The following is a 22,901-nucleotide window of genomic DNA, read 5'->3' on the forward strand; positions in this document are numbered from 1 at the left end:
CCGACCTGTGCGCTGCCGCCTGCCCGGCTCCGCCGTCCCGCCCGGACGCGCCGAGCCGCCGCCCGCCGTCCCGGTGACCCCGGCGGCGCTCCGCCGCACCTCCCGCTCCGCACCCCGCACCGCCGTACGCCGCGCACTGCACCCCGCACTGCAGCCTGTACAGCGCCCCGCCCTGCACACCGATCCGCGCACCGGGCTGCCGTCCACCACCCCGGTGCGCCACCGCACGCCGTGGAACACCGACCAGGCCGGGAGGCCCTCCGCATGATCCTGCTGCTGTCGACCTCCGACACCGACCTGCTGAGCGCCCGCGCCTCGCAGGGCCCCGTCAGCTACCGGCTCGGCAACCCCGCCCGGCTGACCGCCGAGGACCTGCCCGCCCTCGTCGAGGGCACCGACCTGGTCGTCGTCCGGCTGCTCGGCGGCCGCCGCGCCTGGGAGGACGGCCTGGACGCGCTGCTCGCCGGCCCCCGCCCGGTCGTCGTGCTGACGGGCGAGCAGGCCCCGGACGCCCAGCTGATGGAGCTCTCCACCGTCCCGGCCGGCATCGCCGCCGAGGCCCACGCGTACCTCGCGCACGGCGGCCCGGCCAACCTGGCCGAGCTCGGCGCCTTCCTCTCCGACACCGTGCTGCTCACCGGCCACGGCTTCGCCCCGCCCGCGTCGGCCCCGGCCTGGGGCCCGCTGGAGCGTCAGGCCCGCACCGCCGAGGGCCCGCTGGTCGCCGTGCTCTACTACCGCGCCCACCACATGAGCGGGAACACCGCCTTCGTCGAGACGCTGTGCCGCGCGATCGAGGACCAGGGCGCCCGCGCGCTGCCGCTGTACTGCTCCTCGCTGCGCGGCGCCGAGCCGGAGCTGCTCGCCGAGCTCGGCCGGGCCGACGCCATCGTCACCACCGTGCTGGCCGCGGGCGGCACCCGGCCCGCCGACGCGCAGGCCGGCGGCGACGAGGACGCCTGGGACGCGGGCGCCCTCGCCGCCCTCGACCGGCCGATCCTGCAGGCGCTGTGCCTGACCTGGTCGCGCGAGCAGTGGGAGGCCAGCGACGACGGCCTCTCCCCGCTGGACACCGCCACGCAGGTCGCCGTCCCCGAGTTCGACGGCCGTCTGATCACCGTCCCGTTCTCCTTCAAGGAGCTGGACGAGGACGGTCTCACCGTCTACCGCGCCGACCCCGAGCGCTCCGCCCGGGTCGCCGGCATCGCCGTCCGGCACGCCCGGCTGCGCCACACCCCGGCGGCCGAGCGCCGCCTCGCCCTGGTGCTCTCGGCGTACCCGACCAAGCACGCCCGGGTCGGCAACGCGGTCGGCCTGGACACCCCGGCCAGCGCGGTGCGCCTGCTGCACCGCCTGCGCGAGGAGGGTATGGACCTCGGCACCGACCTGCCGGGCCTGGACACCGACAGCGCCTCGCACGAGGGCGACGAGCTGATCCACGCGCTGATCGCGGCCGGCGGCTACGACCAGGACTGGCTGACCGAGGACCAGCTCGCCCGCAACCCCGTCCGCATCCCGGCCGCCGACTACCGCCGCTGGTACGCGACGCTGCCGCAGGGCCTGCGCGAGCAGGTCGAGGAGCACTGGGGCCCGGCCCCCGGCGAGCTGTACGTCGACCGCTCGCAGAACCCGGACGGCGACATCGTGCTCGCCGGGATCCGCTCCGGGAACCTGCTCGTCCTCATCCAGCCGCCGCGCGGCTTCGGCGAGAACCCGGTCGCGATCTACCACGACCCGGACCTGCCGCCCAGCCACCACTACCTGGCCGCGTACCGCTGGATCGCCGCCGCGCAGGAGGACGGCGGCTTCGGCGCGCACGCCGTGATCCACCTCGGCAAGCACGGCAACCTGGAGTGGCTGCCCGGCAAGACCGCCGCGCTGTCGGCCGAGTGCGGCCCGGACGCCGTCCTCGGCGACCTGCCGCTGGTCTACCCCTTCCTGGTCAACGACCCCGGCGAGGGCACCCAGGCCAAGCGCCGCGCCCACGCCACCCTGGTCGACCACCTCGTCCCGCCGATGGCCCGCGCCGACTCGTACGGCGACATCGCGCGCCTGGAGCAGCTGCTCGACGAGTACTCCACGATCGCCGCGATGGACCCGGCGAAGCTGCCCGCGATCCGCGCCCAGATCTGGACGCTGATCCAGGCCGCCCGGCTCGACCACGACCTGGGCCTCGACGAGCGGCCCGAGGACGACGGCTTCGACGACTTCCTGCTGCACGTCGACGGCTGGCTGTGCGAGGTCAAGGACGCCCAGATCCGCGACGGCCTGCACGTCCTCGGCCAGGCCCCGGCCGGCACCGACCGGGTCAACATCGTGCTCGCCATCCTGCGCGCCCGGCAGATCTGGGGCGGTGTCAGCGCGCTGCCCGGCCTGCGCGAGGCGCTCGGTCTGGACGAGGCCGCGCTCACCCTCGGCGCCACCGACGCGGCCGAGGCGCAGGCCCGTGCCCTGGTCGAGGCGATGGAGGCCGAGGACTGGGCGCCCGAGGCGGTCGAGAAGGTCGCCGCCGGGCACCCGGACGCCGTCCGCGAGGTGCTCGACTTCGCCGCGACCCAGGTGGTGCCGCGGCTGACCGCGACCACCGACGAGCTGGACGCCGTGCTGCACGCGCTGAACGGCGGCTTCGTCCCGGCCGGCCCGTCCGGCTCGCCGCTGCGCGGCCTGGTCAACGTGCTGCCGACCGGCCGCAACTTCTACTCCGTCGACCCCAAGGCGATCCCGAGCCGGCTCGCCTGGGAGACCGGCCAGGCGCTCGCCGCCTCGCTGGTCGAGCGGTACCGCGCCGACAACGACGGCGCCTGCCCGCCCTCGGTCGGCCTCTCGCTGTGGGGCACCAGTGCGATGCGCACCGCCGGCGACGACATCGCCGAGGCCTTCGCCCTGCTCGGCGTCCGCCCGGTCTGGGACGACGCCTCGCGCCGGGTCACCGGCCTGGAGGCGATCGGGCTGGAGGAGCTCGGCCGCCCCCGGATCGACGTCACGCTGCGGATCTCCGGCTTCTTCCGGGACGCCTTCCCGCACGTGGTCGCCCTGCTCGACGACGCGGTGCGGCTCGCGGCCCGGCAGGAGGAGGCGGACGCCGACAACTTCGTCCGCGCCCACGTGCAGGCCGACCTCGCCGAGCACGGCGACGAGCGGCGGGCGACCGTCCGGGTCTTCGGCTCCCGCCCGGGTACCTACGGCGCCGGCCTGCTGCAGCTGATCGACAGCCGGGACTGGCGCACCGACGCCGACCTCGCCGAGGTCTACACGGTGTGGGGCGGCTACGCCTACGGCCGCGACCTCAACGGCCGCCCGGCGCGGGAGGAGATGGAGAGCGCCTACCGGCGGATCACCGTCGCCGCCAAGAACACCGACACCCGCGAGCACGACATCGCCGACTCGGACGACTACTTCCAGTACCACGGTGGCATGGTCGCCACCGTCCGGGCGCTGACCGGCAAGAACCCGGCGGCGTACATCGGCGACTCGACCCGCCCGGAGACCGTCCGCACCCGGACGCTCACCGAGGAGGCGGCCCGCGTCTTCCGCGCCCGGGTGGTCAACCCGCGCTGGATGGAGGCCATGCGGCGGCACGGCTACAAGGGCGCCTTCGAGATGGCCGCCACGGTCGACTACCTCTTCGGCTACGACGCCACCACCGGCGTGGTCGCGGACTGGATGTACGAGAAGCTGACCGAGGAGTACGTCCTCGACCCGGTCAACCGGGAGTTCCTCTCCGAGGCCAACCCGTGGGCGCTGCACGGCATCAGCGAGCGCCTGCTGGAGGCCGCCGACCGCGGCATGTGGGCGGAGCCCGACCAGCGGCTGCTCGACGAGCTCCGCGCCGCCTACCTGGAGACCGAGGGCGACCTGGAGGCCGAGAGCTGAGGCGCCCGGCAGGGGTGACCGGACCTGCGGACGCGATGCTGCGCGTCCGGTCGCCCCTGCGCGTTCGGGGTCGTGCGGGGCCCGTGGTGCATACGATCTCCGCATGACGTTGCGCACGGCGTTGTCGCAGCCCGCCCGTTGGTACTCCCTCGCGGCCGGCGGGTTCCCGGTGCTGGCGTTCCCCGGCGCCGGCCAGGCGTGGCTGGCCTGGGTGGCGCTGGTGCCCGGGATGCTGCTGATGCGGGCGGCCCCGGGCGGGCGCGAGGCCGCGGTGCGGGGCTGGTGGTTCGGCGCCGGGTTCATCCTGGTCGCCATGTACTGGCTGGTGCCGTCGATCGGGCCGGCGCTGCTGCCGCTGGCGGTGGTGTTCGGCGTGCTGCAGGCGGCGTTCGGCTTCGCGGTGCACCGGCTGCTGCACGGCCGGGTCGGGCCGCGGCGGGCGGCGGCCGCGCTGGTGGTGCTGCCGTCGGTCTGGGTGGCCTGCGAGTTCGCCCGGTCGTGGCACGCGCTGGGCGGCCCGTGGGCGCTGCTCGGGGCCAGCCAGTGGGAGCATCCGGCGGTGCTGGCCCTGGCCTCGGTGGGCGGGGTGTGGCTGGTCAGTGCGGTGGTGGTGGCCTGCAACACCGCGGTGGTGGTGCTGGTCGCGGGCCCGCTGAGGGTGCTGCCGGCGGCCACCGTCGCGGGCTGCCTGGCGGTCGGGCCGGTGCTGTTCTCGCTGCTGCCGCCGCCCCCGCCGGGCGGTTCCGCGACGGTGGCGCTGGTGCAGCCCGGCCAGACCCCCGACGACGCCGCGCGGCTGGCGGCGAGCACCCGGATCACCCGCGGCCTGGTGGGCCGGCCGGTGGACCTGGTGGTGTGGGGCGAGTCCAGCACCACCGCCGACCTGGACCGGGACACCGCCGTGCTGGCGGGCCTGCGGTCGCTGTCGACCGCGGCCGGCGCCCAGCTGCTGGTCGGCGAGGACGCGCGCAAGGCGGACGGCCGGATCTCCAAGGACGCGGTACTGGTGACCCCGGACGGCGTGGCCGCCCGCTACCGCAAGATCCGGCTGGTGCCGTTCGGCGAGTACATCCCGTTCCGCTCGGCGCTGGGCTGGATCGCGGGGGTGAGCAGGGCCGCGGGCGAGAACCGGGCGCCGGGTGCGGCGTTCCGCCTGCTGCCGGCGACCGACCGGACGGGTGCGCCGCTGCCGGTCGGCGCACTGATCTGCTTCGAGTCGGCCTTCCCCGACATGTCCCGGGCCGCGGCCCGGGACGGCGCGCCGCTGATCGTCTACCAGTCGGCCACCTCGACCTTCCAGCGGACCTGGGCGCCGGCGCAGCACGCCTCGCTGGGGGCGATCCGGGCGGCGGAGACCGGCCGTCCGGTGGTGCAGGCCGCGCTGACGGGCGAGTCGGTGGCGTACGACCGTCAGGGCCGGCGGCTGGCCCGCATGGGTACGGGCGGTTCGGGGGCGCTGGTCGTTCAGGTGCCGCTGGCGGAGCCGTCGGCGCTGACCTGGTACGACCGGCTCGGTGACTGGGTGCCGCTCGGGGCGGTGGCGGTGACGGCGCTGTCGGGGGCCGTGGTGCTGGTGCGCCGCGGCCGCGGCCCGGCGGGCGGGGCGGCCGGGGAGTCGGCCGACGGGACGCAGCAGGAGGCCGGTCGGCCGGCGGCCCGCGGCCGGGCCTGATCGGGCCCGGCCGGTCGGCCCGCCGGCCGCGGTGTCACTGCCCGGAGCCGCCGCCGGCGACGTGGATGCCGAAGAGCGCGCCCTGCGGGTCGTGCAGGACGGCCAGCCGGGGCCCGTCGGGCACGTCCGTGGGCGGCAGTGCGACGGTGGCCCCGAGGACGGCGGCGCGTTCGGTGGTGGTGTCCACGTCGGCGACCGCGAAGTACGGCATCCAGTAGGGGGCCACGTCGGCGGGGAACTGGTCGGCCATGTCGGCCATGCCGCCGAACTCCCGGCCGGGCAGGCCCCACTGGGTGTACATCTCGCCGACGGTGACGCTCCAGCCGAACACTCTCGGGTAGAACTCCTTGGACCCGGCGGTGTCCCGGGTGGCGAGTTCGACCCAGCCGAGCGCGCCCGGCTCGTCCATCAGCGGGGTGCCGTTGAAGCCGCGGGCCTGCCAGAGCGAGAACACCGCGCCGGAGGGGTCGGCGGCGACGGCGAAGCGGCCCAGGTCGAGGACGTCGGCCGGCTCCATCAGCACCTGGCCGCCGGCGCCGTGGACGGCGGTGGCGGCGGCGTCCGCGTCCGCCACGGCGAAGGAGATCGTCCAGCTGGTGGGCTGTCCGGGGCGCTGGACGGGGCTGAGGCCGGCGACCGGGTCGGTGCCGAGCATCATCAGCGTGTAGCCGCCGGCCTCCGGGTTCGGGTCGACCTCGGTGCGCCAGCCGAACGCCTCCCGGTAGAAGGCCTTGGAGCCCTCCGGGTCGGCGGTGGAGATCTCCACCCAGCAGGGGGCTCCGAGTGCGGGTCTGTCGATTCTCATGTCACTCCACCACCAGGACGAGTTTGCCGCGGGCGTGTCCGGACTCGACCTCGGCGAGTGCCTCGGGAGCCCGGTCGAGGGGGTAGGCCGCGGTGATCCGCGGGTCGAGGGCGCCGGCCGCGACGAGTCCGGCCAGCGCGGCGAGCGCCTCCCGGCCGGGGGCGCGGCGGACGGCGCTGCCGCCGAGCGCGGCGGCGGTTCCGGGATCGGCGGTGGACACCAGCCGGGTGCGGTCGGTGAGCACGGCGGCGGCCTCCCGCAGGTCCTCGCCGCCGATCAGGTCGAGCAGTCCGTCGACGCCGTCCGGGGCGGCGGCCCTGATCCGGTCGGCGACCCCCTCGCCGTAGCGGACCTGGGTGGCGCCGAAGGAGGCGACCCAGTCGCGGTTGCGGTCGGAAGCGGTGCCGACCACCTTGACGCCGCGGGCCCGGGCGATCTGGGCCGCCGCACCGCCGACCCCGCCGGCGATGCCGAGGACGAGCAGGGTCCGCCCCGGTTCCAGGGCCAGCTGTTCGACGGCGTCCCAGGCGGCAGCGGCGGCGACGGGCAGCGCGGCGGCCGCGGCGAAGGAGACCTCTGCGGGCTTGCGGGCGCTGACGGCGGCGTCCAGCAGGGTGTGCTCGGCGTAGCCGCCGGCCACCGCGACGCCGAAGACCTCGTCGCCGACGGCGAAGCCCTCGACGCCGGGTCCGACGGCCTCGACCACGCCGGCCGCCTCCACGCCCAGCACGGCGGGCAGCGGGCGGTCGGTGCCGAGCCAGCCGTTGCGGACCTTCCAGTCGATCGGGTTGACCCCGGCCGCGCGGACGGCGATCTGCAGCCGGTCCGGCCCGGGGACGGGCACGGGGCGGTCCAGGAACTCCTGGTGCTCCGGGCCTCCGAACGCCCGGTATCCGAACGCCTTGGACATGCTGCTCCCTCGGGGTCGGCGACTTCCTTCCGCCCAGCTTGCTGGGCGCACGGCCGGGACGGCCGGGAATGGTGGGCCGAACGGGAGCCGTTGTGCAGAGAGCGTCCCACAGTTGTTCAAATTGGAACCACGAGGTACGGTCAGACCCGGACCAGCCGGTTCGAATTTGAACCACCTGACCTCGGAGGCCCGGCCATGCCGCAGACCGACACCGCCCGGACGCCGCTGCCCGGCCCCGCCACCGTGCGCTCCCGGGTGCGCATCCCGCTGGCCTTCCCGGACGGCTTCCGGGTCGAGGCGGAGGTCTTCACCTTCCACGGGCTGGAGGACGGCGCCGAGCACCTCGCGCTGGCCCTCGGCGAGGTCGGCGACACCCCGCTGGTTCGGCTGCACTCCGAGTGCCTCACCGGCGACGTCTTCGGCTCCGCCCGCTGCGACTGCGGCCCGCAGCTGCGCGAGTCGGCGGAGCGGATCGCCGAGGCCGGCGGCTACCTGCTGTACCTGCGCCAGGAGGGCCGGGGCATCGGCCTCTACAACAAGCTCGACGCCTACGCGCTGCAGGACTCCGGGCTGGACACCTACCAGGCCAACACCGCGCTCGGGCTGCCCGAGGACGGCCGCGACTACACCGCCGCAGCCCAGATGCTCACCACGCTCGGCGCCACCGGCATCCGGCTGCTCAGCAACAACCCCGACAAGGCCGGCCAGCTGTCCCGGCTCGGCATCACGGTGGCCGAGCGGGTGCCGACCGGCGTCCACCTCTCCGAGAGCAACGTCCGGTACCTGCGCACCAAGGCGGACGGCACGGCGCGCACCCTCGGCCACGGCATCGACTTCCTGTCCCTGGGCGCCTGACCGGGGTTCACCCGATCGGCTCAGGACGCGCGCGGCCCGGGGGCGGGCGTGGAAGCGTCGGTCCGTGGGCCGCGCCATCCGTCGTTCCACCCCTCCCCCGCGGCCCCGCCGGGCTCGTCCCCGGTGCGGACCGACCCCGGGAGAGCGCCCGTGGAAACCGACTCCCTCACCGCCGACACCCTGCGCGAACTGCGCAGTCCCAGGCCGTATCCGGCCGTCTCGCTGACCATGCCGACGCACCGCCGCGAGCCGGACAACGCGCAGGACGCGGTGCGGCTGAGGAACCTCCTCGCCGAGGCCGAACGGCGGATCGACTCCGACCCGGACGCCTCCCGGCAGGACCGCATCGACCTGCACAAACAGCTGGAACGCGCGATCGCCGAGGTGGACCTGCGGCACTCGCTGGACGGGCTGGTGCTGTACGCGACCACCGACGAGCACCAGGTGTGGAGCCTGCCGCGCGAGGTGCCCGAACGGGTCGTGCTGAGCGACACCTTCCTGACCCGCAACCTGGTCGCCGCGAAGGCCCAGGAGCGCCCGTACTGGGTGATGGCCGTCGCCGCCGACCGGGCCACCCTGTGGGGCGGCAGCGGACTCGCCCTGCACGAGCACGAGGCGAACGGCTTCCCGATGGAGGCGGAGGGCGTGGACTGGGACGTCCAGCGCGAGGAGCGCACCGGCGGCCAGCCCAGCACCTTCAGCGACGAGGAGACCCGGCGCTTCCTGCGGTCGGTGGACGCCGCGCTCGGCACCGTGCTGGGCGCGGACCGCCGCCCGCTCTTCCTGATCGGCCTGCCGCAGGCGGTCTCCGCCCTGCAGGAGGTCGGCACCGCCGCGGGAGCGGCCGTCGCCACCGTGCTCAAGGGCGGCCTGACGGACGGACCCGACCGCGTCCTGCTGCAGGAACTCGCCCCCGCGATGGCCCAGTTCGCCGCGCACGAGTCCGACCGGGTGAGCACCGCGCTGGACGCGGCGCGCAGCCGCAAGGCCTTCGCCGCCGGCCTGGACGAGGTCTGGGAGGCGGTCTGCGAGGGGCGGGTCGAGATGGTCGCCGTCGAGGAGCACTTCCAGCGGACGATGCGGCTCTCCGACGGTCACCTCACACCGGCGGAGGACGGCCGGCCCGGCGGCTGGGAGGAGGGCGTCCGCGAGGACATCGTCGACGAACTCGTCGAGACCGCCCTGGACAGGGGCGCCGAGGTGGTCTTCCTGCCCGACGACCGGCTCACCGACCACGACCGGATCGCCGCGGTGCTGCGCTACTAGCACCTGCCGCGGGCAACCGGGTGGTTGATTCAGGGGCGCGTGGGAGGTACCCCACGCGCCCCTTTACGGGTACCCGCACGCCTGCGAGGACGCACCCGGGCGGCGCAGCCCTGCGCGCGGCGGGCCTCACCGCGGCGGAGGCTGGAGGAGTTGTGCACCCTCGGCCGAGCGATCCAGGAGCCGCCATGTCCCCGCACCCCCGCCTTCGCCCCCTCACCGGGCCGACCGCCCGGGCCGGCGCGATCCTCGCGGCGGCAGCCGCGCTGACGGCCCTGGCAGCGGCGTGCAGCAGCTCGGAGAAGACGGTGGGCGGGATCAGCCCGGCGGTCGTGTCGGCCGCGGCGGAGGCCTCCCGGCACGCCGCCTCGGCTGCGGCCGAGGCCTCGGAGCTGACCGGCGAGGACGCGTCGGCCGCCGCGTCCAGCGCCGCCGCGCTGATCAAGGAGGCCGCCCTCGCGCGGGCCGCGTCGGCCTCGGCCGCGGCGGCCTCGGTGGAGTCCCGGGCCGCCGCCTTCGAGTCCTCGGTGTCCGCGCAGGTCTCGATGGCCCGGCAGAGCGCCAGCGCCGCGCTGAGCGGGGTGTCGGGCACCGGCAACGCGATCGGCGACGTGGTGCTGACCGGGGTGCCCACTACCGCGACGGACGGCTTCCCGGCGGCCACCGTAACCATCACCAACTCGACCTCCCAGCAGGCGAACTACGCCGTCCAGGTGGACTTCCTGGACTCCTCGGGCGCCACCGTGGAGACCGTGGTGGTCGGCACCTCGAACGTCGCCCCGGGCGAGCGCCGCACCGTGCTGGCGCACGGCGACCAGAAGGTCGCCGCGGCCAGCGCCAAGGTGGCGCGGGCACAGCGGTTCTGACCCGCCGGGGTGCCGACCGGGTGACGCCGCCGCATGCTGGGACGGGGGCCGTTCCACACCGGAGGTGCCACTCATGCAGGGACTGGGAACGGTCGGTCCTGAGGCCGTCGTGATCGGTGCCGGCCCGTACGGGCTCGCGACAGCGGCGCACCTGCGGGGCGCCGGGGTGCCCTTCCGGGTGTTCGGCGAGCCGATGGCCGGCTGGCGCGAGGGCATGCCCGCGGGGATGTTCCTGAAGTCGACACCGCGGGCGTCCTGCATCTCCGATCCGTCCGGCCGTTACGGGTTCAACGACTACCGCCACCGCCACGGCAGGGGCACGGTCGGCGACATGTACCCGATCCCGCTGGACGAGTTCGTCGAGTACGGTGAGTGGTTCCAGCGCGAGCGGGTGCCCGAGCTGGAGCGGACGCAGGTCGCCCGGGTCGAGGGCGCGCCCGGCGGCTTCCGGGTGGTGCTGGAGGACGGCGAGGCGGTGACGGCCCGTTCGGTGGTCGTGTCGACGGGCCTGAAGCCCTTCGCGTACCTGCCGCCCGAGCTCGCCGCCCTGGCCGGGACGGGCCTGTGCTCGCACCCCAGTGAACACACCGACCTGGGGAAGTTCGCCGGGCAGCGGGTGGCCGTGGTCGGCGCGGGGCAGTCGGCCCTGGAGAGCGCCGCCCTGCTGCACGAGGCCGGGGCCTCCCCCACCGTCGTGGTGCGCGGCCCGCGGGTGGTCTTCGGCGAGCCGCCGGACGCCGACCTGCCGGCCAGCCGTCCACTCACCGCCCGGGTGACCCGGCCGTCCAGCGGGCTCGGCCCCGGCTGGGGCATGCGTGCCTACACGGACGTCCCGTGGGCGTTCCGGTTCCTGCCGGACGAGGCCCGGGCCGTCCGGGTCCGCCGGGTGCTCGGCCCGGCCGGCGCCTGGTGGCTGCAGGAGCGGGTGGACGGCCTGTTCCCGGTGCTGACCGGTCATCCGCTGGCGGCGGCCGAGGCGGTGGACGACACCGTCCGGCTGAGCCTGGAGGGGCCGACCGAACTGCTGGAGGCCGACCACGTGCTGGCCGCCACCGGCTACCGGGCGAACGTGGCGCGGCTCGCCGTCCTCGACGAGGGGCTGCGCCGGGCGATCCGCACCACGGCCGCCGGTGCGCCGCGGCTGGGCCCGGGTCTGGAGTCGTCCGTGCCGGGCCTGTACTTCACCGGGCTGGCGGCGGCGGACTCGTTCGGGCCGGTGATGCGGTTCGTCTGCGGGACGCACTTCGCCGCCCACCGGATCGGCCGGCACGTCGCCGCACGCGGAAGCCGGTAGGCGCGGCGACCACGGGTCGGGGTCCGGCGCACGTCGCCGGACCCCGACCCGATGTGCTCACCCGGCGAGCGCGGACCGCAGGAAGCGGTAGGGCGCGGGCAGGCCGAAGCGCAGCAGTGCGGCGACCGCCGGGACGGGGTCGTCGGCGGCGAACCAGGCGTGCTCGGTGTTCGGCTCCGGCCACAGGCCCCAGGGGCGGCAGCGGTCCTGCCAGGCGCCGGCCAGGGCCGAGAGGGTGTCGAGCCGGCCCGCCCGGAAGCGCCGCGGCCGCAGCGGCCCGGCCGGGACGGGGCGGCCGGTCAGCGAGAGGTGCAGCGCGCGGACGACGTCGACCCCGTCCACCGTCTCGAAGAGGCGGAACTGGGCGCCGTTGCGGGGGTTGAAGTCCAGCAGCTTGTAGCGGCCGTCCCGCCGGTCCAGGCGCCAGTCCAGGTCGGCGGTGCCGCAGTAGCCGATGGCCCCGCAGAAGTCGGCGGTGATCGACGCGAGTTCGGGGTTCGACCGGGTGTGGCCGCGGGTGGTGACGCCGCTCTCCGGGGGCCACGAGCGGTCCTTGATGCCGGTGAAGACGACGAGCGGCTTGCCGCCGGGACCGCAGCAGAGGTGGGTGATCCAGTCCTCGGCGCAGGACTGCGGGACGTACTCCTGGAGCAGCACCGAGAGCGGGCCGTCCGCGGGGCAGGCGGCCAGCAGGGCGGGCTCGTCGGGCACGATCGTGGTGTGGCCGACGGCGGGGTGCACCTGCCGGGTGAACGGGGCGAGGTTCTTGAGGACCACCGGGAAGCCCCAGTCCCGGGCCGTGGCGAGGAGTTCGGAGCGGTCGGCCGGGGTCGCGACCCGGGGGGTGGCCACGCCGTGCGCCCGGCAGAGGTCGTGCAGGGCGCCCTTGTCGGCGAGCCTGCGCGGCAGGTCCGCCGGGACGGGCGGCAGCAGGAAGTGCCCGGCCAGTTCGGCGCGGTGCTCGGCCAGCAGCACGGCGGCCTCGTCGTCGGTGGGCACGGCGACGGCGGGGCGGCCGATCGCCCGGCCGGCGGCCAGCAGGGCGGCGACCAGCGCCCCGGCGGGCTCCGCCGCACCGGTGGGCCGGACGAAGGCCCGCCGCACGTAACGGGAGAGCGCCGTGGGGGTCAGCGCGTCCTCCACCATCGCGTACACCGGCACCCCGGCCCGGCCCAGCGACCGGGCGGCGCCGGCGGCCCCGTAGGCGTCCGGGTAGCGGCCGACCTTGACCAGCAGCACGGGTACGCCGCGGTCCAGTCCAGGGCCCTCTGCCTGCATCGGGGTCCACCTCCTCGGGCGGGTCAGCGCTGCCAGACCGCGACCCAGCCGACGTCCAGTCGGGCGGAGTCGGTGCCGGGCGGCGGCGCGGTCTGGAAGCCGACCGCCAGGTTGATCACGAGTTCCATCGCCACGTGCGGGATCGCGGCCGGTTCGGTGACCTTGAACCGCTGGACGCCGTCGACGTACCAGGTGACCGAGTCGGGCTGCCAGTCGACCGCGAAGACGTGGTAGCCGCCCGAGAAGTCGGCCGGACCGTAGCGGTTGCCGATGTGGGTGTCGCTGCCGTCGGCGGCCCGCCAGTGCAGGTTGGCGTCGACGAGCGAGGCGCTGTTGATGAACTCGGCGATGTCGATCTCGGGCGGGGTGCCGCGGGTGTCGGCGGGGATCAGCCAGAACGCCGGGAACATCCCCTCGGCCGCGGCGGGCACCTTGACGGCCGCCGCGAACCAGCCGTAGGTGAAGGTGTGCCGCGGCGCGCCGTTCCAGTGGTCGCGGCCGGTGCTGACCATGCCGGAGGTCCACGGGTAGGTCTTGCCGTCGGCGCCGTGGGTCGTCCGGCGCTCGGCGGTGAGGGTGAGGTCGCCGTTGCCGACGGAGACCTGGCCCGGCAGGTACCACTGGAGCTCGTGGTTCCCGGCGTTGGTGCAGCCGCCGTCGTTCCAGTCGTAACAGGTCGCCCAGTCCGCGGTGTTCAGGTGGGAGCCGGTGAAGTCGTCGTGGAACACCTGGTGCCAGGGCCCGGGCGCGGTGGGCGGGTCGGTCGCCCCCGGGGTGGCCGGCCCCTCCGCCTTCGCGCGCGACGCCGGGGAGCTCAGGGCCGTCGGGTCGGCGCAGGCGGTGGCGCCGGCCAGCACACAGGCGGCGACCAGCGCTCCGGCCCGCAGGGACGAACGGTTGTGCCGGCCCGACGACGGGGGCGGCGGCCCCTCCCGGGCGGAGCGGGTGGCCGGGTCGGGCGGCGGCATGCGCCGCGGGTAGGGCAGCACCAGCAGGGTGGTGAGGACGGCTAGCTCCACCAGCACCCGGCGGGCCGTGAAGGTGTGGGTGAGCAGCAGCGGGGCGGCGGCCAGGGCGGAGAGCACGGCGCTGCAGGCGACGGCGGGCACCAGGGCGGCCGTCGGCGCGTACCGGGAGCGCGCGGGCCAGCGGCAGCGCAGCACCAGGGCGGTGCCCGGGACGGCCAGCAGGGCGATCGCGGCGAGGACGGTGCGGACCCGGCCCGCGGGCAGCACGGTGGCCGCGGCCCCGGCCCAGGCGAGGCCGGCGAGCACGCACCGCACCGCCGGCCCGGCGAAGGTGTTCACGGCTGCCTCCCGGTGGGGTTCTGCTGGTTGCTGCCGCCCCCGGTGCCCCACGGCGGCGCGACCTCGCCGACGACGCCGGCGGACGGCGCGGTGTACTGGTAGACCACCGCGTCGGGGCTGGTGTAGACGGCCCGGAACTCCGGCGATCCGGCGGCGAGTTCGGCCAGCCGCCGGACGGTGTCCTCGGGCAGCGCCCCGGTCAGCCGGAGGGCCTCGGCCTGGGCGCGGGTGAGCACCAGGTACGACGGGCCGGGCACCACGGGGACGGTCAGCTCGCGGCGCAGCAGCGGCAGCGGGTCGGCGAGCATGATGCGCTGCTCCTCCGCGGACAGCTGGCTGAGGATCACCCGGGTGCGGTCGTCGTAGTTGAACTCTCCGCCGGGGAGGTCGCCGGTGACGGAGACGATGCGGGTTCCCGACGGGGCGTCCGCGGTGACCTGCTTCAGGGCCGCGACCTCCTGCGGGCTGAAGTAGTTCATCGCCTCCTTGCTGTAGTAGTTGCCGAACATGCCGAGGGCGAGCGCGCCCGCCGCGACGGCGGCGAGGGCGCGGTGCAGGACGGGCCTCCGGCCGCTGCGCAGTACGACCGTGCCGGCCAGGAAGGCCGTCGCCGGCAGGACGAACAGGTAGGCGCGCAGGATCATCTCGCCGCCGTAGCTGTTGCCGAGCAGCAGCGGCAGCGGACCGAACAGCACGGCGATCAGGCCGGTGCGGCGGACCCAGCGCTGGGAGACGAGCGCGGCGACGGCTAGCAGGCCGAGCACCGCGCACATGCCGAGGGAGAGATGGGCGACCATCGCCTGGTCGGGTGCGATGGTGCCCAGCCTCAGCTGGCCCGGTGGGCGGACGTTGCTGTTGGTGGCGCTGAGGCCGGCGATCAGGCCGTTGGCGTTCTGCGCGAGGTAGGCGTGGGCGATCGTGTAGTCCCAGGCGAAGGTCATCGCGACGGCGGCGCCCAGCACCGGCAGGACCGTCCGCCGGTTGCGGCGCGGCAGGGCGAGCATGGCGAGGACGCTGATCGTCATGACGGGGGTCAGCGGGTGCGAGATCACGATGCCCGCGAGGACGACCACCGTCATGGCGTACCAGCCCAGCCAGGGGGTCCCGGCGGTGAGCGCGGTGGCCGTCGGCGGCCCCTCGGCGGCGGCCGCGGCGGCCCGCCGGAGGGCGGCGAGCCGGCCGAGCACCAGGGCGAGCAGCAGCACGAACAGCAGGAAGGCGAAGGCCTGCGGCGAGAAGTAGTCCTGGCCGACCCAGGAGACTGAGTAGAAGAGCCAGACCCCGCCCCAAACGAGTCGGCGGCTGTCGGTGAGCGCGCGGTAGAGCAGCAGCAGCGGGCCGAGCAGCAGCAGGTTGGCCAGCAGCGGGTACCAGGAGGCGTAGCCGAGCGCGGAGTGCAGGCCGGTGGCCCGCAGGAAGAGCACGTTCAGCTGGAAGAACCCGGGCCACTCGTTGTAGAGCTCCAGGCCGCCGGCGTCCGGCACGGTGCCGTTGTGCCGGAGCATGGCGTCGACCACCGCGATGTGCTTCCACGCCCAGGCGTAGCGCAGCGTGGGGTAGAGCACGCTCGGGGTGGCGTGGATCATCGTGATCAGCGCGACGACGTACGCGGCGCACCAGCCCTGCGGGATGCGCGGCTGGTACAGCACGGCGACGAAGCCGGCGAGCAGGACGGCGAAGCCGGCCCAGTAGGTCATCGGCAGGGCCTGGAGCAGCCCGAGGTCGCCCATCCGGTCGAGGCGGGTGCCGCGCAGCGCCAGCACCCACAGCGCGACGGCCAGCGGCAGCGCGCAGACGGTGAGCCGGGCGGCCGGGCCGCGTCCGCCGAACGCCCGGGCGAGCAGCGCCGCGGGCGGGCGTCGCCGCACCGGCGGGCGGCTCGCGTCGGCGATCTGCTGGTCGACCATTGGGGGGCCCTCTCCGGGCGGTTGGCGTTTCACGGGTGCGGGGCTCGGGTGCGGGGTCAGTCCTTGGGCGGACCCCCGACGGGTGCGCCGACGAACCGGGTGAACCGGCGGTAGGACCGCCAGCCGCGGGTGTAGAGGCTCTCCCGGATCGGGCCGACCCGGCTGCCGCGGCCGGCCGTCCAGTCGTCGAAGACGCTGTCCGGGGTGTCGCTGCGGACCATCAGCCGGCAGATCCGCATCGGGTCGTCGGTGGCGGAGCTGAACTTGTTCTCGACCGCGGTCGCCGAGGTCCAGCCCGCGGCGCGGACCTGGCGGCGGACGGCGGGGCTGGAGTAGCCGTGCGGGTAGGCGAAGGCGGTCGCGGGGTGGCCGATGGCGTCCTCCAGCCGCTTCTTGCTTCCGACGATCTCGTCGGTGCGGCGCTGGCCGTAGACGGTGTCGAGCTGGGCGTGCGTCTGGGAGTGGCCGCCGATCTCCACGCCGACCGCGTCGAGGGTGCCGACCTGCCGCCAGTTGAGCATGCGCGATTCGGGCAGCAGGCTGCCGGTGGGCTCGCCGCCGGGCGGGTGGATGGCGCCGACCGTCACGTAGAGGGTGGCGGGCAGGCCGCGCTCGGTGAGGATCGGGGCGACCGTCCAGTAGAAGTCGGCGAAGCCGTCGTCGAAGGTGAGCACCGCGGCGTTGGCCGGCAGGGCGGGCCCGCCGTGCAGCGCGGCGACCAGCCGGCGCAGCGGGACGACCGTCAGGCCGGCGTCGGCGATCCGGTCGAGCTGTTCCCGGAACGTCTTCGGGGAGACCGTGTAGGGCGCGATCCAGTCCGGCGGGTCCTCCGCGACGGAGTGGTACAGGAAGACGGGGACGGCTCTCATCGCGGGCTCCTCGCCGGCCGGAGGGTCGGCACGGACGGCCGGGACAGCAGGAGGGCTGCACGGCCCACGGTGTAGCCGAGCACGGTGATCCCGGCCCCGGCGCAGAGCGCGCCCGCGGAGCGCAGGTCGGCCCGGCGCAGGTGGCGCATCACGGCCGTCGGCAGGGTGTGCCGCAGGTAGCGGCGCTCGGAGGCCAGCGCGGGGCGCGGTCCGCTGTGCCGGGCGACGACGGCCTTGGAGCGGCCCTCGGCGTAGCAGCGGGCCCGGAAGTACGCCCAGGTGGCCCGGCCCGGCGGGACGTGGTGGTGGACGACGGCGGCCGGGTCGTAGCGCAGCTGCGCCTGCGGGTGGCGGGCGGCCAGCCGGAGGCAGAACTCGGTCTCCTCGCAGCCGACCGGGCGGGTGCCGACCCGGCCGAGGTCGAGCCGGAAGCCTCCGGCGGAGACGGCCTCGGCGCGCCGGAAGGACATGTTGGCGCCGGTGAAGTTGCGGATCGCCGCGGGCCGGTCCGGCAGGCCGCGGTAGGAGCAGCCGACCACCCAGTCGAACTCGCCGGGGAACCAGGCGGGCCGGCCGGTCTCCCAGCGCGGCCGGACGTACCCGCCGACGCCGAGCACCGCGGGGTCGCGGTAGCCGGCGAGCAGGCGGTCGGCCCAGTCGGGTGCGGCCACCGCGTCGTCGTCGAGGAAGGCGACCACGTCGCCGTGGACCGCGCGGACCCCGGTGTTCCGTGCGCCGGAAAGGCCGCGGCGCTGCTCGTTGGGGAGGACCCGGACGTCCGGCCAGTGCCGTCCGGCCCGACGGGCGAGCTCGGGGCAGTGGTCGACGACCAGGACGAGTTCCTCGGGCGGCCGGCGCTGGCCGCGGACGGAGTCCACGGCGGCGCACAGGTCGTCCCAGCGGTCCAGGGTGTAGGCGCAGATGACGACGGACAGGGTGGTCCGCGCTTCGGGCGGGGCGGTGCTCATGCCGTCCTCCTTTCGGGCGCCTTCATCCAGCGTGGCATTGTCAGCAGCAACGGCACGGCGACGGCGCAGCAGGCGAGCAGCCAGGCGAGGCCGACCCCGGTGAGTCCGTACACCGGGAGCAGCACGGCGGTGAGGCCGATGACCAGGACGCAGTGGGCGACCTGGAGGCCGATCAGCCGCCGCAGGTTGCGGCGGACCCGCGCGACGTCGATGGCGACGGTGATCAGGACGGTCGGCAGCGAGGCGACCGCCATCAGCCGGAGCACCGGGGTGCCGTGCGCGGCGTAGTCGGGGCCGAAGAGGCCGAGGATCCAGGGCGCGGCGGCGACCACGACGGCGGTCGCGGCGGCGACCAGCAGTCCGGCGTGGCGGAGCATCCGCCGGGCGAGCTCGGGCAGCCGGTCGGGCCGGTGGGCGCCCTCGACGACGAGGGAGGCGCCCATGCTGAAGACCGCGATGTCGAAGGTGTCGGCGATGATCCAGGCCAGCGAGTAGTAGGCGTTCTGGGCCGCGCCGAGCTGGGCGAGCACGATCAGCGGCAGCACGGCGTAGGTGGTGATGCTGGCGAGCTTGCCGAGGTAGTCGGCGGTGGCGTAGCGCATCACCCGGCGCGGCACGGGTGCGCCGGTGCGGTCGGCGCGCTGGTGGGCGGGGATGGCCCGGCGGAACAGCACGGAGTTGGTGACGACGATCGACAGCAGCAGGGCGACGGCCCAGGAGGTGAGGATGCCGGTGCCGACGGCGAGGGCCGCGCAGACCGCGAGGGCGGCGGCCTTGGCGGCGGCGAAGAGCATGTTCTCGCCGAGCACCCAGCCGGTGCGGCGCAGGCCGGTGAGCGCGCCGTCCTGCAGGTCGAAGATCGAGTAGCCGGCGGTGGCGACGACGAAGGCGGCGGCGAGCAGCGGCGAGCGCAGGAAGTCCAGGCTTGGGGCGACGACCGGGATCAGCAGCAGGAAGCCGCAGGCGGCGAGGGCGCTGAGCCCGCCGCTGATGGCGTAGCACCGCAGCACCAGCCGCCGGGTGTGCCGGCCGGCCCGGGGGACGAAGCGGACGAGGACGTCGCCGAGGTTGAACCGGCCGACGCCGGACATCAGGGCGGCCACCGACAGCGCCGCGTAGCTGGTTCCGACGGTCTCCGCGCTGTACCAGCGGGTCGCGAAGATCCAGAACAGTGAGCCCAGCGCGGCCGAGAGCACCGCGCTGGCGGCCAGGATGTGCCCGTTGCGCAGCAGCGGCTCGCCGGCCGTCCGGCGGGTGACGGCCCGGACGCGGGCGCGCAGCAGCGCGGCGTACGAGCACTCGCAGGGCAGCGGCAGCGGGCACGAGCACGGGCGGGCGGCCGTGGTGCGGCGGGAGACGAATTCGGTGATCACGGCCGGATCCCGGCGGGCAGGGTCCGCTGGCGCCCGCGGCTGTAGAGGTAGCTGAGCGGCCCGACCAGCAGCCCGCGGCGGTGCAGCCGGACGAGTTCGCGCGGGGACGGGGCGCCGGTGCGGCGGCGTCCGGGGGCCATCGGCAGCGCCTTCGGCAGGCCGCGGAGGAGGTCGGCGAGCAGCGCGGGGCGCTGGACGACGGCGGCGGCCAGGTAGGCGCCGTAGCCGACGCCGAAGCCGTACACCTGGGAGCGCAGCGCGGCCGGGGTGCGGCGGTGGCGGTGCCACACCAGCGCGTCGGGCGCGTAGGCGACCAGGCGGCCGGTGGTGAGTACCCGCAGGAAGGCGAGCAGGTCCTCGCCGCCGCGGGTCGGCGTGCCGGCGCCGGTGGCCCGGTCGAAGCCGCCGATGGCCCGCAGTGCGTCCGTCCGGAAGGCCATGTTGGCGCCCGTGCCGAAGCGGCTGACCGTGTACGGGACGGGCGGGTCGCCGCCCTGGTCGGCGAGCGACCAGGTGCGCGGGGCGAAGCCGCGGGAGAACCCGCAGTGGCGTTCGAAGGCCGCCTGGGAGGGGGTGTCCAGCTCGGCGGGCAGGACGAGGCCGGTGACGCAGCCGATCCTGCGGTCGCTGCGGAAGGTCGCCAGCAGGGCGTGCAGCCAGCCGGGGTCGGGCAGGGCGTCGTCGTCGGTGAAGGCGCACACCTCTCCGGTGGCGGCGGCGAGGCCGGTGTTGCGGGCCCGCGCCAGGCCGGGCACCGGTTCGCGCAGGTAGCGGATCCGGTCGCCGTAGCGGTCGCGGACCAGGTCGTGGGTGGTCAGGTCGGTGGGCGCGTTGTCGACCAGCAGCAGCTCGGCGCCGGCGGGTGCGGCCCGCAGCAGCGCGTCCAGGCAGCGCGGCAGCAGTTCGGTGCGGTCGCGGGTGCAGATGATCACGGTGAGCGTGGGCAGCGGGGCCGCCGCGGGCGGTGGCGCGTCGGGGGTGGCGCCGAGGGCGGTGCCGGCGGCGAGCAGGGCAGCCCGCAGACCGGGGCTGTCGCCGGGGGACGCGGTCGCGGTCACCAGGCCGAGCGGTCGGCCGTGGCGTCTGACCAGGGCAAGGACGGGGCCGCCGATCGGCGGTGGGGCTGCGGCACCGCCGGGGAGCCGCAGCTCCATCGGGTGCGCGAGGTCGAGGTCGACGATCGCGGCCGGCGGGTCGGGCAGCGCGGTGGCGGCGGTCATGGTGATCACTCTCCGGTTCGGGCGCCGCGCTGGTGCCAGACGGTGTAAAGGTAGGTGAAGGGGCCGTAGAGCAGGCCCTGGAACTCCCGCCGGCCGAGGCCCGGCACCGGCTCGGGCCCGCAGCCCTCGGTGGCGCGCCGGCGGTGGACGGCCTGCCAGCGCCACAGGCCCTGCGGCAGGCGGCGGATCAGGTCGGCGAGGACGTCGGGCCGGTGGGCGACCGCGGCGGTCAGGTAGGCCCCGAAGCCGACGCCGAAGTTGAAGATCTGCCGGGACAGCGCCTCGTCGGTGCGCGGGTGGCGGTGCCACACGATGGCGTCCGGCTGGTAGGCGATGTCGTGGCCGCCGTTGTAGACGGAGAAGAAGGCGTAGAGCTCCTCGCCGCCGCGGGCGGGGGTGCCGGCGCCGGTGGCCGGGTCGAAGCCGCCGACGGCGCGCAGCAGGTCGGTGCGGAAGGCCATGTTGGCGCCGGAGCCGAAGCGGCCGACGGAGTAGCGCAGCAGCGGGTCGGCGTCCTTCTCGCGCAGCGACCAGCTGCGGGCGGCGAAGCCGCGGGAGTATCCGCCGTAGCGCTCCAGGACGGCCTGGGCGGCGGTGTCGAGTTCGGCGGGCAGCACCAGGCCGGTGACGCAGCCGATCCGGTCGTCGGCCCGGAAGGGTTCGGCGAGCGCGGCGACCCAGCCCCGGTCGATCACGAGGTCGTCGTCGGCGAAGGCGCAGACGTCGCCGCGGGCTGCGGCGAGTCCGGCGTTCCGGGCCCGGGCGAGGCCCGGGAGCGGCTCGCAGACGTAGCGGACCTGGTCGGCGAAGCACGTGTCGATCAGGTCGCGGGTGGCGGTGCCGACCGGCGCGTTGTCGACCACGACCACCTCGACGTACGGGTAGTCGGTGCGCAGCAGGGAGTCGAGGCAGGTGCGGAGCGACTCCGGCCGGTTGCGGGTGCAGACCACCACGGTGACGGTCGGCGAGTCCGCGGGCACCCGCGGCGGCCCGGTCCGGCGGGGACGCGCCGCGGGTGTCGCGGTGGACAGGGCGGGAACGCGCAGTTCCCGGTGGGCGGCTTCGACCAGCGCCCGGCGCAGCGTGGCGGGATCGCCTGCCGTGCCGGTGGCGTGGACCAACCCGAGCGGGTGTCCGTGCAGCCGCACCAACGCCAACACGCGGCCGTCCGGGTCGACGGGGCCGAGACCGCCGGGCGCGTGCAGCCTCCCGGGCTCGTCCAGGTCCAGCTCGACCACCCGGACGGGGGTGTAGAGCGATTCGCGGGCGACTGGGCGCGGGCAGGCTGCCGGGGTGCGCCGGTCGTAGCCATCCATCACCGCTCCCCCACAGCAACGGGCGCCGCGGACCTGGCTCCGGGACGCTCGGCGATCAGCGTCCGCAGCACCCGTCGGCCGTCGGCGACGGCGTGGAGGTGCGAGCGACCGCTGCGGCGGGGAAGTTCGAGGCTCGGGACCTCTGCGATGCGCAGACCCGAGCGGAGGGCGTGCGCGATCATCTCGGCCTCGATCTCGAAGCCGGAGGAGCGCAGCCGGAGTTCGTCCAGGAAGCTGCGGCGGAACGCGCAGTAGCCGTAGCAGAGGTCGGTCAGCATCGTGTGGTAGAGCCGGTTGACCACTGTGAGCAGTGCGCGGTTGCCGAGTGAACGGATGCGGGTGAGGTCGAGGGAGCCGCCGCCGGCGATGCAGCGGGAGCCCTTCACGAAGTCGTACCCGTTGTCGAGGAAGTGCAGGTAGTGCGGGATCTCGCCGGGCCACATCGAGCCGTCGGCGTCCATCATGACGATGTAGTCGCCGGTGGCGGCGGCGAAGCCGGTGCGCAGGGCGTTGCCCTTGCCGGGGCCGGTCTGCTGGACGCTGCGCACGGTCGGCAGGCAGTGCCGGGCCATGGCGAGGGTGGCGTCGCTGGACGAGCCGTCCACCAGGATGACCTCGTCGACACAGCGGGGGATCTGCTCGAACACCCAGGGGATGTTGCGGGCCTCGTTGTGGGCCGGGACGACCAGGCTGACGGTGTGCCGGGCGGGGACGTCCCCGGCCCTGCGCATCGGCTTCGGCTGCTCCCGGCGGTCGCCGGAGCGCCGCATGGGTCGGCCGTTGGGCGTCGGGGACGGCTGTTGGGGGTCGGAAGGCGCGGTGGTGCTCATCGCGAGGCGGCCTCTCGGGAGGCGGCAGGGCACGAAGGTGCCCGCGGAAACGGGGTGGAGACGGATCAACGACGCTCGGGCTGCGTCCCCCGCGGCCTCGGTGAGCCCCCCGGGCCTGGCCCTCGGAATGCGTCGGTCGTCTCGGGCGCACGGAGCGCCGACGGTGACGGCCGGTACCTGGCATCCCGCCGTAGCGGTACCGGTTGGAGCCATCATCCTCACGGCAGTCACACCGAGTCAAGGATTTTGAGGGGGTTTATCCGAATTGCCGGATTTTTCACCGGACGGTGGGCGA

18 protein-coding genes are annotated in these 22,901 nt (G+C 75.4%); 7 read left to right on the plus strand and 11 right to left on the minus strand.

Going from position 1 to position 22,901, the window contains the following annotated elements:
* Positions 1-7: 7 nt before the first annotated feature.
* The 3 genes from IE98_RS0105765 to lnt all read left to right on the plus strand — a co-directional run bounded on the left by IE98_RS0105765 (position 8) and on the right by lnt (position 5,545).
* Entirely contained in the window at positions 8-268 is a 261-nt protein-coding gene (locus tag IE98_RS0105765; protein ID WP_030265174.1) for a hypothetical protein, read from the plus strand.
* Positions 265-3,873: a cobaltochelatase subunit CobN gene (gene cobN / locus IE98_RS0105770; protein WP_030265177.1), complete on the plus strand. Its 3,609-nt coding sequence runs from the start codon at positions 265-267 to the stop codon at positions 3,871-3,873. Before IE98_RS0105765 ends, cobN begins: the two co-directional genes overlap by 4 nt.
* Positions 3,874-3,976: 103 nt before the next feature.
* Positions 3,977-5,545 carry an apolipoprotein N-acyltransferase gene (lnt, locus tag IE98_RS0105775; RefSeq protein WP_063748868.1) on the plus strand — a complete coding sequence of 523 codons (1,569 nt, stop codon included), beginning with the start codon at positions 3,977-3,979 and terminating at the stop codon, positions 5,543-5,545.
* Between the two features lie 34 nt (positions 5,546-5,579).
* Here the strand turns inward: lnt and IE98_RS0105780 are convergent, their stop codons facing one another.
* Positions 5,580-6,350, minus strand: a complete 771-nt coding sequence (locus IE98_RS0105780) for a VOC family protein (RefSeq protein WP_030265180.1) — start codon at positions 6,348-6,350, stop codon at positions 5,580-5,582.
* Between the two features lies 1 nt (position 6,351).
* A complete protein-coding gene (locus IE98_RS0105785) occupies positions 6,352-7,260 on the minus strand; it encodes an NADP-dependent oxidoreductase (protein WP_030265184.1) in 909 nt (302 codons plus the stop codon).
* A gap of 195 nt (positions 7,261-7,455) precedes the next feature.
* Between IE98_RS0105785 and IE98_RS0105790 the strand changes: the two genes are divergently transcribed.
* The 4 genes from IE98_RS0105790 (at position 7,456) to IE98_RS0105805 (ending at position 11,538) form a co-directional block, all read left to right on the plus strand.
* Positions 7,456-8,115 (plus strand): GTP cyclohydrolase II, encoded by a 660-nt coding sequence (locus tag IE98_RS0105790; RefSeq protein WP_030265187.1) that lies wholly within the window; start codon positions 7,456-7,458, stop codon positions 8,113-8,115.
* Between the two features lie 150 nt (positions 8,116-8,265).
* Complete coding sequence (locus IE98_RS0105795; RefSeq protein ID WP_030265190.1) at positions 8,266-9,381, plus strand: hypothetical protein; 1,116 nt, start codon at positions 8,266-8,268, stop codon at positions 9,379-9,381.
* A 185-nt stretch (positions 9,382-9,566) separates the two neighbouring features.
* The gene (locus IE98_RS0105800) at positions 9,567-10,244 is read left to right on the plus strand and encodes an FxLYD domain-containing protein (protein ID WP_030265192.1); all 678 of its coding nucleotides are present in this window, start codon (positions 9,567-9,569) and stop codon (positions 10,242-10,244) included.
* 73 nt (positions 10,245-10,317) lie between these two features.
* Positions 10,318-11,538, plus strand: a complete 1,221-nt coding sequence (locus tag IE98_RS0105805) for an NAD(P)-binding domain-containing protein (RefSeq protein WP_030265195.1) — start codon at positions 10,318-10,320, stop codon at positions 11,536-11,538.
* A 57-nt stretch (positions 11,539-11,595) separates the two neighbouring features.
* Here the strand turns inward: IE98_RS0105805 and IE98_RS0105810 are convergent, their stop codons facing one another.
* From IE98_RS0105810 to IE98_RS0105850, 9 genes are read right to left on the minus strand one after another with little or no spacing between them, the layout of a single operon-like run.
* Entirely contained in the window at positions 11,596-12,816 is a 1,221-nt protein-coding gene (locus IE98_RS0105810) for a hypothetical protein (protein ID WP_030265199.1), read from the minus strand.
* Between the two features lie 23 nt (positions 12,817-12,839).
* Positions 12,840-14,123 carry a glycoside hydrolase family 16 protein gene (locus IE98_RS0105815; protein ID WP_030265201.1) on the minus strand — a complete coding sequence of 428 codons (1,284 nt, stop codon included), beginning with the start codon at positions 14,121-14,123 and terminating at the stop codon, positions 12,840-12,842.
* Positions 14,120-16,030: a hypothetical protein gene (locus IE98_RS0105820; protein ID WP_052390171.1), complete on the minus strand. Its 1,911-nt coding sequence runs from the start codon at positions 16,028-16,030 to the stop codon at positions 14,120-14,122. Before IE98_RS0105820 ends, IE98_RS0105815 begins: the two co-directional genes overlap by 4 nt.
* A 56-nt stretch (positions 16,031-16,086) precedes the next feature.
* Positions 16,087-16,899, minus strand: coding sequence for a polysaccharide deacetylase family protein (locus IE98_RS0105825; protein ID WP_052390172.1), 813 nt, complete (start codon positions 16,897-16,899; stop codon positions 16,087-16,089).
* On the minus strand, positions 16,896-17,867 hold the full coding sequence (locus IE98_RS0105830; RefSeq protein WP_052390173.1) for a glycosyltransferase family 2 protein: 972 nt from the start codon (positions 17,865-17,867) through the stop codon (positions 16,896-16,898). Before IE98_RS0105830 ends, IE98_RS0105825 begins: the two co-directional genes overlap by 4 nt.
* Positions 17,864-19,240 (minus strand): lipopolysaccharide biosynthesis protein, encoded by a 1,377-nt coding sequence (locus IE98_RS0105835; RefSeq protein ID WP_052390174.1) that lies wholly within the window; start codon positions 19,238-19,240, stop codon positions 17,864-17,866. Before IE98_RS0105835 ends, IE98_RS0105830 begins: the two co-directional genes overlap by 4 nt.
* The gene (locus IE98_RS0105840) at positions 19,237-20,460 is read right to left on the minus strand and encodes a glycosyltransferase family 2 protein (RefSeq protein WP_030265210.1); all 1,224 of its coding nucleotides are present in this window, start codon (positions 20,458-20,460) and stop codon (positions 19,237-19,239) included. Before IE98_RS0105840 ends, IE98_RS0105835 begins: the two co-directional genes overlap by 4 nt.
* A 5-nt stretch (positions 20,461-20,465) precedes the next feature.
* Positions 20,466-21,776 carry a glycosyltransferase gene (locus IE98_RS0105845; protein ID WP_052390175.1) on the minus strand — a complete coding sequence of 437 codons (1,311 nt, stop codon included), beginning with the start codon at positions 21,774-21,776 and terminating at the stop codon, positions 20,466-20,468.
* Entirely contained in the window at positions 21,776-22,606 is an 831-nt protein-coding gene (locus IE98_RS0105850; RefSeq protein WP_043173538.1) for a glycosyltransferase family 2 protein, read from the minus strand. Before IE98_RS0105850 ends, IE98_RS0105845 begins: the two co-directional genes overlap by 1 nt.
* Positions 22,607-22,901: the final 295 nt, after the last annotated feature.

The sequence above is a fragment of the Streptomyces sp. NRRL B-24484 genome (assembly GCF_000717715.1).
Lineage (GTDB): Bacteria > Actinomycetota > Actinomycetes > Streptomycetales > Streptomycetaceae > Kitasatospora.

Bases quoted from the DNA above. Each gene is read 5' to 3' on its own strand.
- cobN (WP_030265177.1), top strand. From the start codon at position 265: ATGATCCTGCTGCTGTCGACCTCCGACACCGACCTGCTGAGCGCCCGC.
- lnt (WP_063748868.1), top strand. From the start codon at position 3,977: ATGACGTTGCGCACGGCGTTGTCGCAGCCCGCCCGTTGGTACTCCCTC.
- IE98_RS0105780 (WP_030265180.1), bottom strand. From the start codon at position 6,350: ATGAGAATCGACAGACCCGCACTCGGAGCCCCCTGCTGGGTGGAGATC.
- IE98_RS0105785 (WP_030265184.1), bottom strand. From the start codon at position 7,260: ATGTCCAAGGCGTTCGGATACCGGGCGTTCGGAGGCCCGGAGCACCAG.
- IE98_RS0105790 (WP_030265187.1), top strand. From the start codon at position 7,456: ATGCCGCAGACCGACACCGCCCGGACGCCGCTGCCCGGCCCCGCCACC.
- IE98_RS0105800 (WP_030265192.1), top strand. From the start codon at position 9,567: ATGTCCCCGCACCCCCGCCTTCGCCCCCTCACCGGGCCGACCGCCCGG.
- IE98_RS0105805 (WP_030265195.1), top strand. From the start codon at position 10,318: ATGCAGGGACTGGGAACGGTCGGTCCTGAGGCCGTCGTGATCGGTGCC.
- IE98_RS0105810 (WP_030265199.1), bottom strand. From the start codon at position 12,816: ATGCAGGCAGAGGGCCCTGGACTGGACCGCGGCGTACCCGTGCTGCTG.
- IE98_RS0105820 (WP_052390171.1), bottom strand. From the start codon at position 16,030: ATGGTCGACCAGCAGATCGCCGACGCGAGCCGCCCGCCGGTGCGGCGA.
- IE98_RS0105825 (WP_052390172.1), bottom strand. From the start codon at position 16,899: ATGAGAGCCGTCCCCGTCTTCCTGTACCACTCCGTCGCGGAGGACCCG.
- IE98_RS0105830 (WP_052390173.1), bottom strand. From the start codon at position 17,867: ATGAGCACCGCCCCGCCCGAAGCGCGGACCACCCTGTCCGTCGTCATC.
- IE98_RS0105840 (WP_030265210.1), bottom strand. From the start codon at position 20,460: ATGACCGCCGCCACCGCGCTGCCCGACCCGCCGGCCGCGATCGTCGAC.
- IE98_RS0105845 (WP_052390175.1), bottom strand. From the start codon at position 21,776: ATGGATGGCTACGACCGGCGCACCCCGGCAGCCTGCCCGCGCCCAGTC.
- IE98_RS0105850 (WP_043173538.1), bottom strand. From the start codon at position 22,606: ATGAGCACCACCGCGCCTTCCGACCCCCAACAGCCGTCCCCGACGCCC.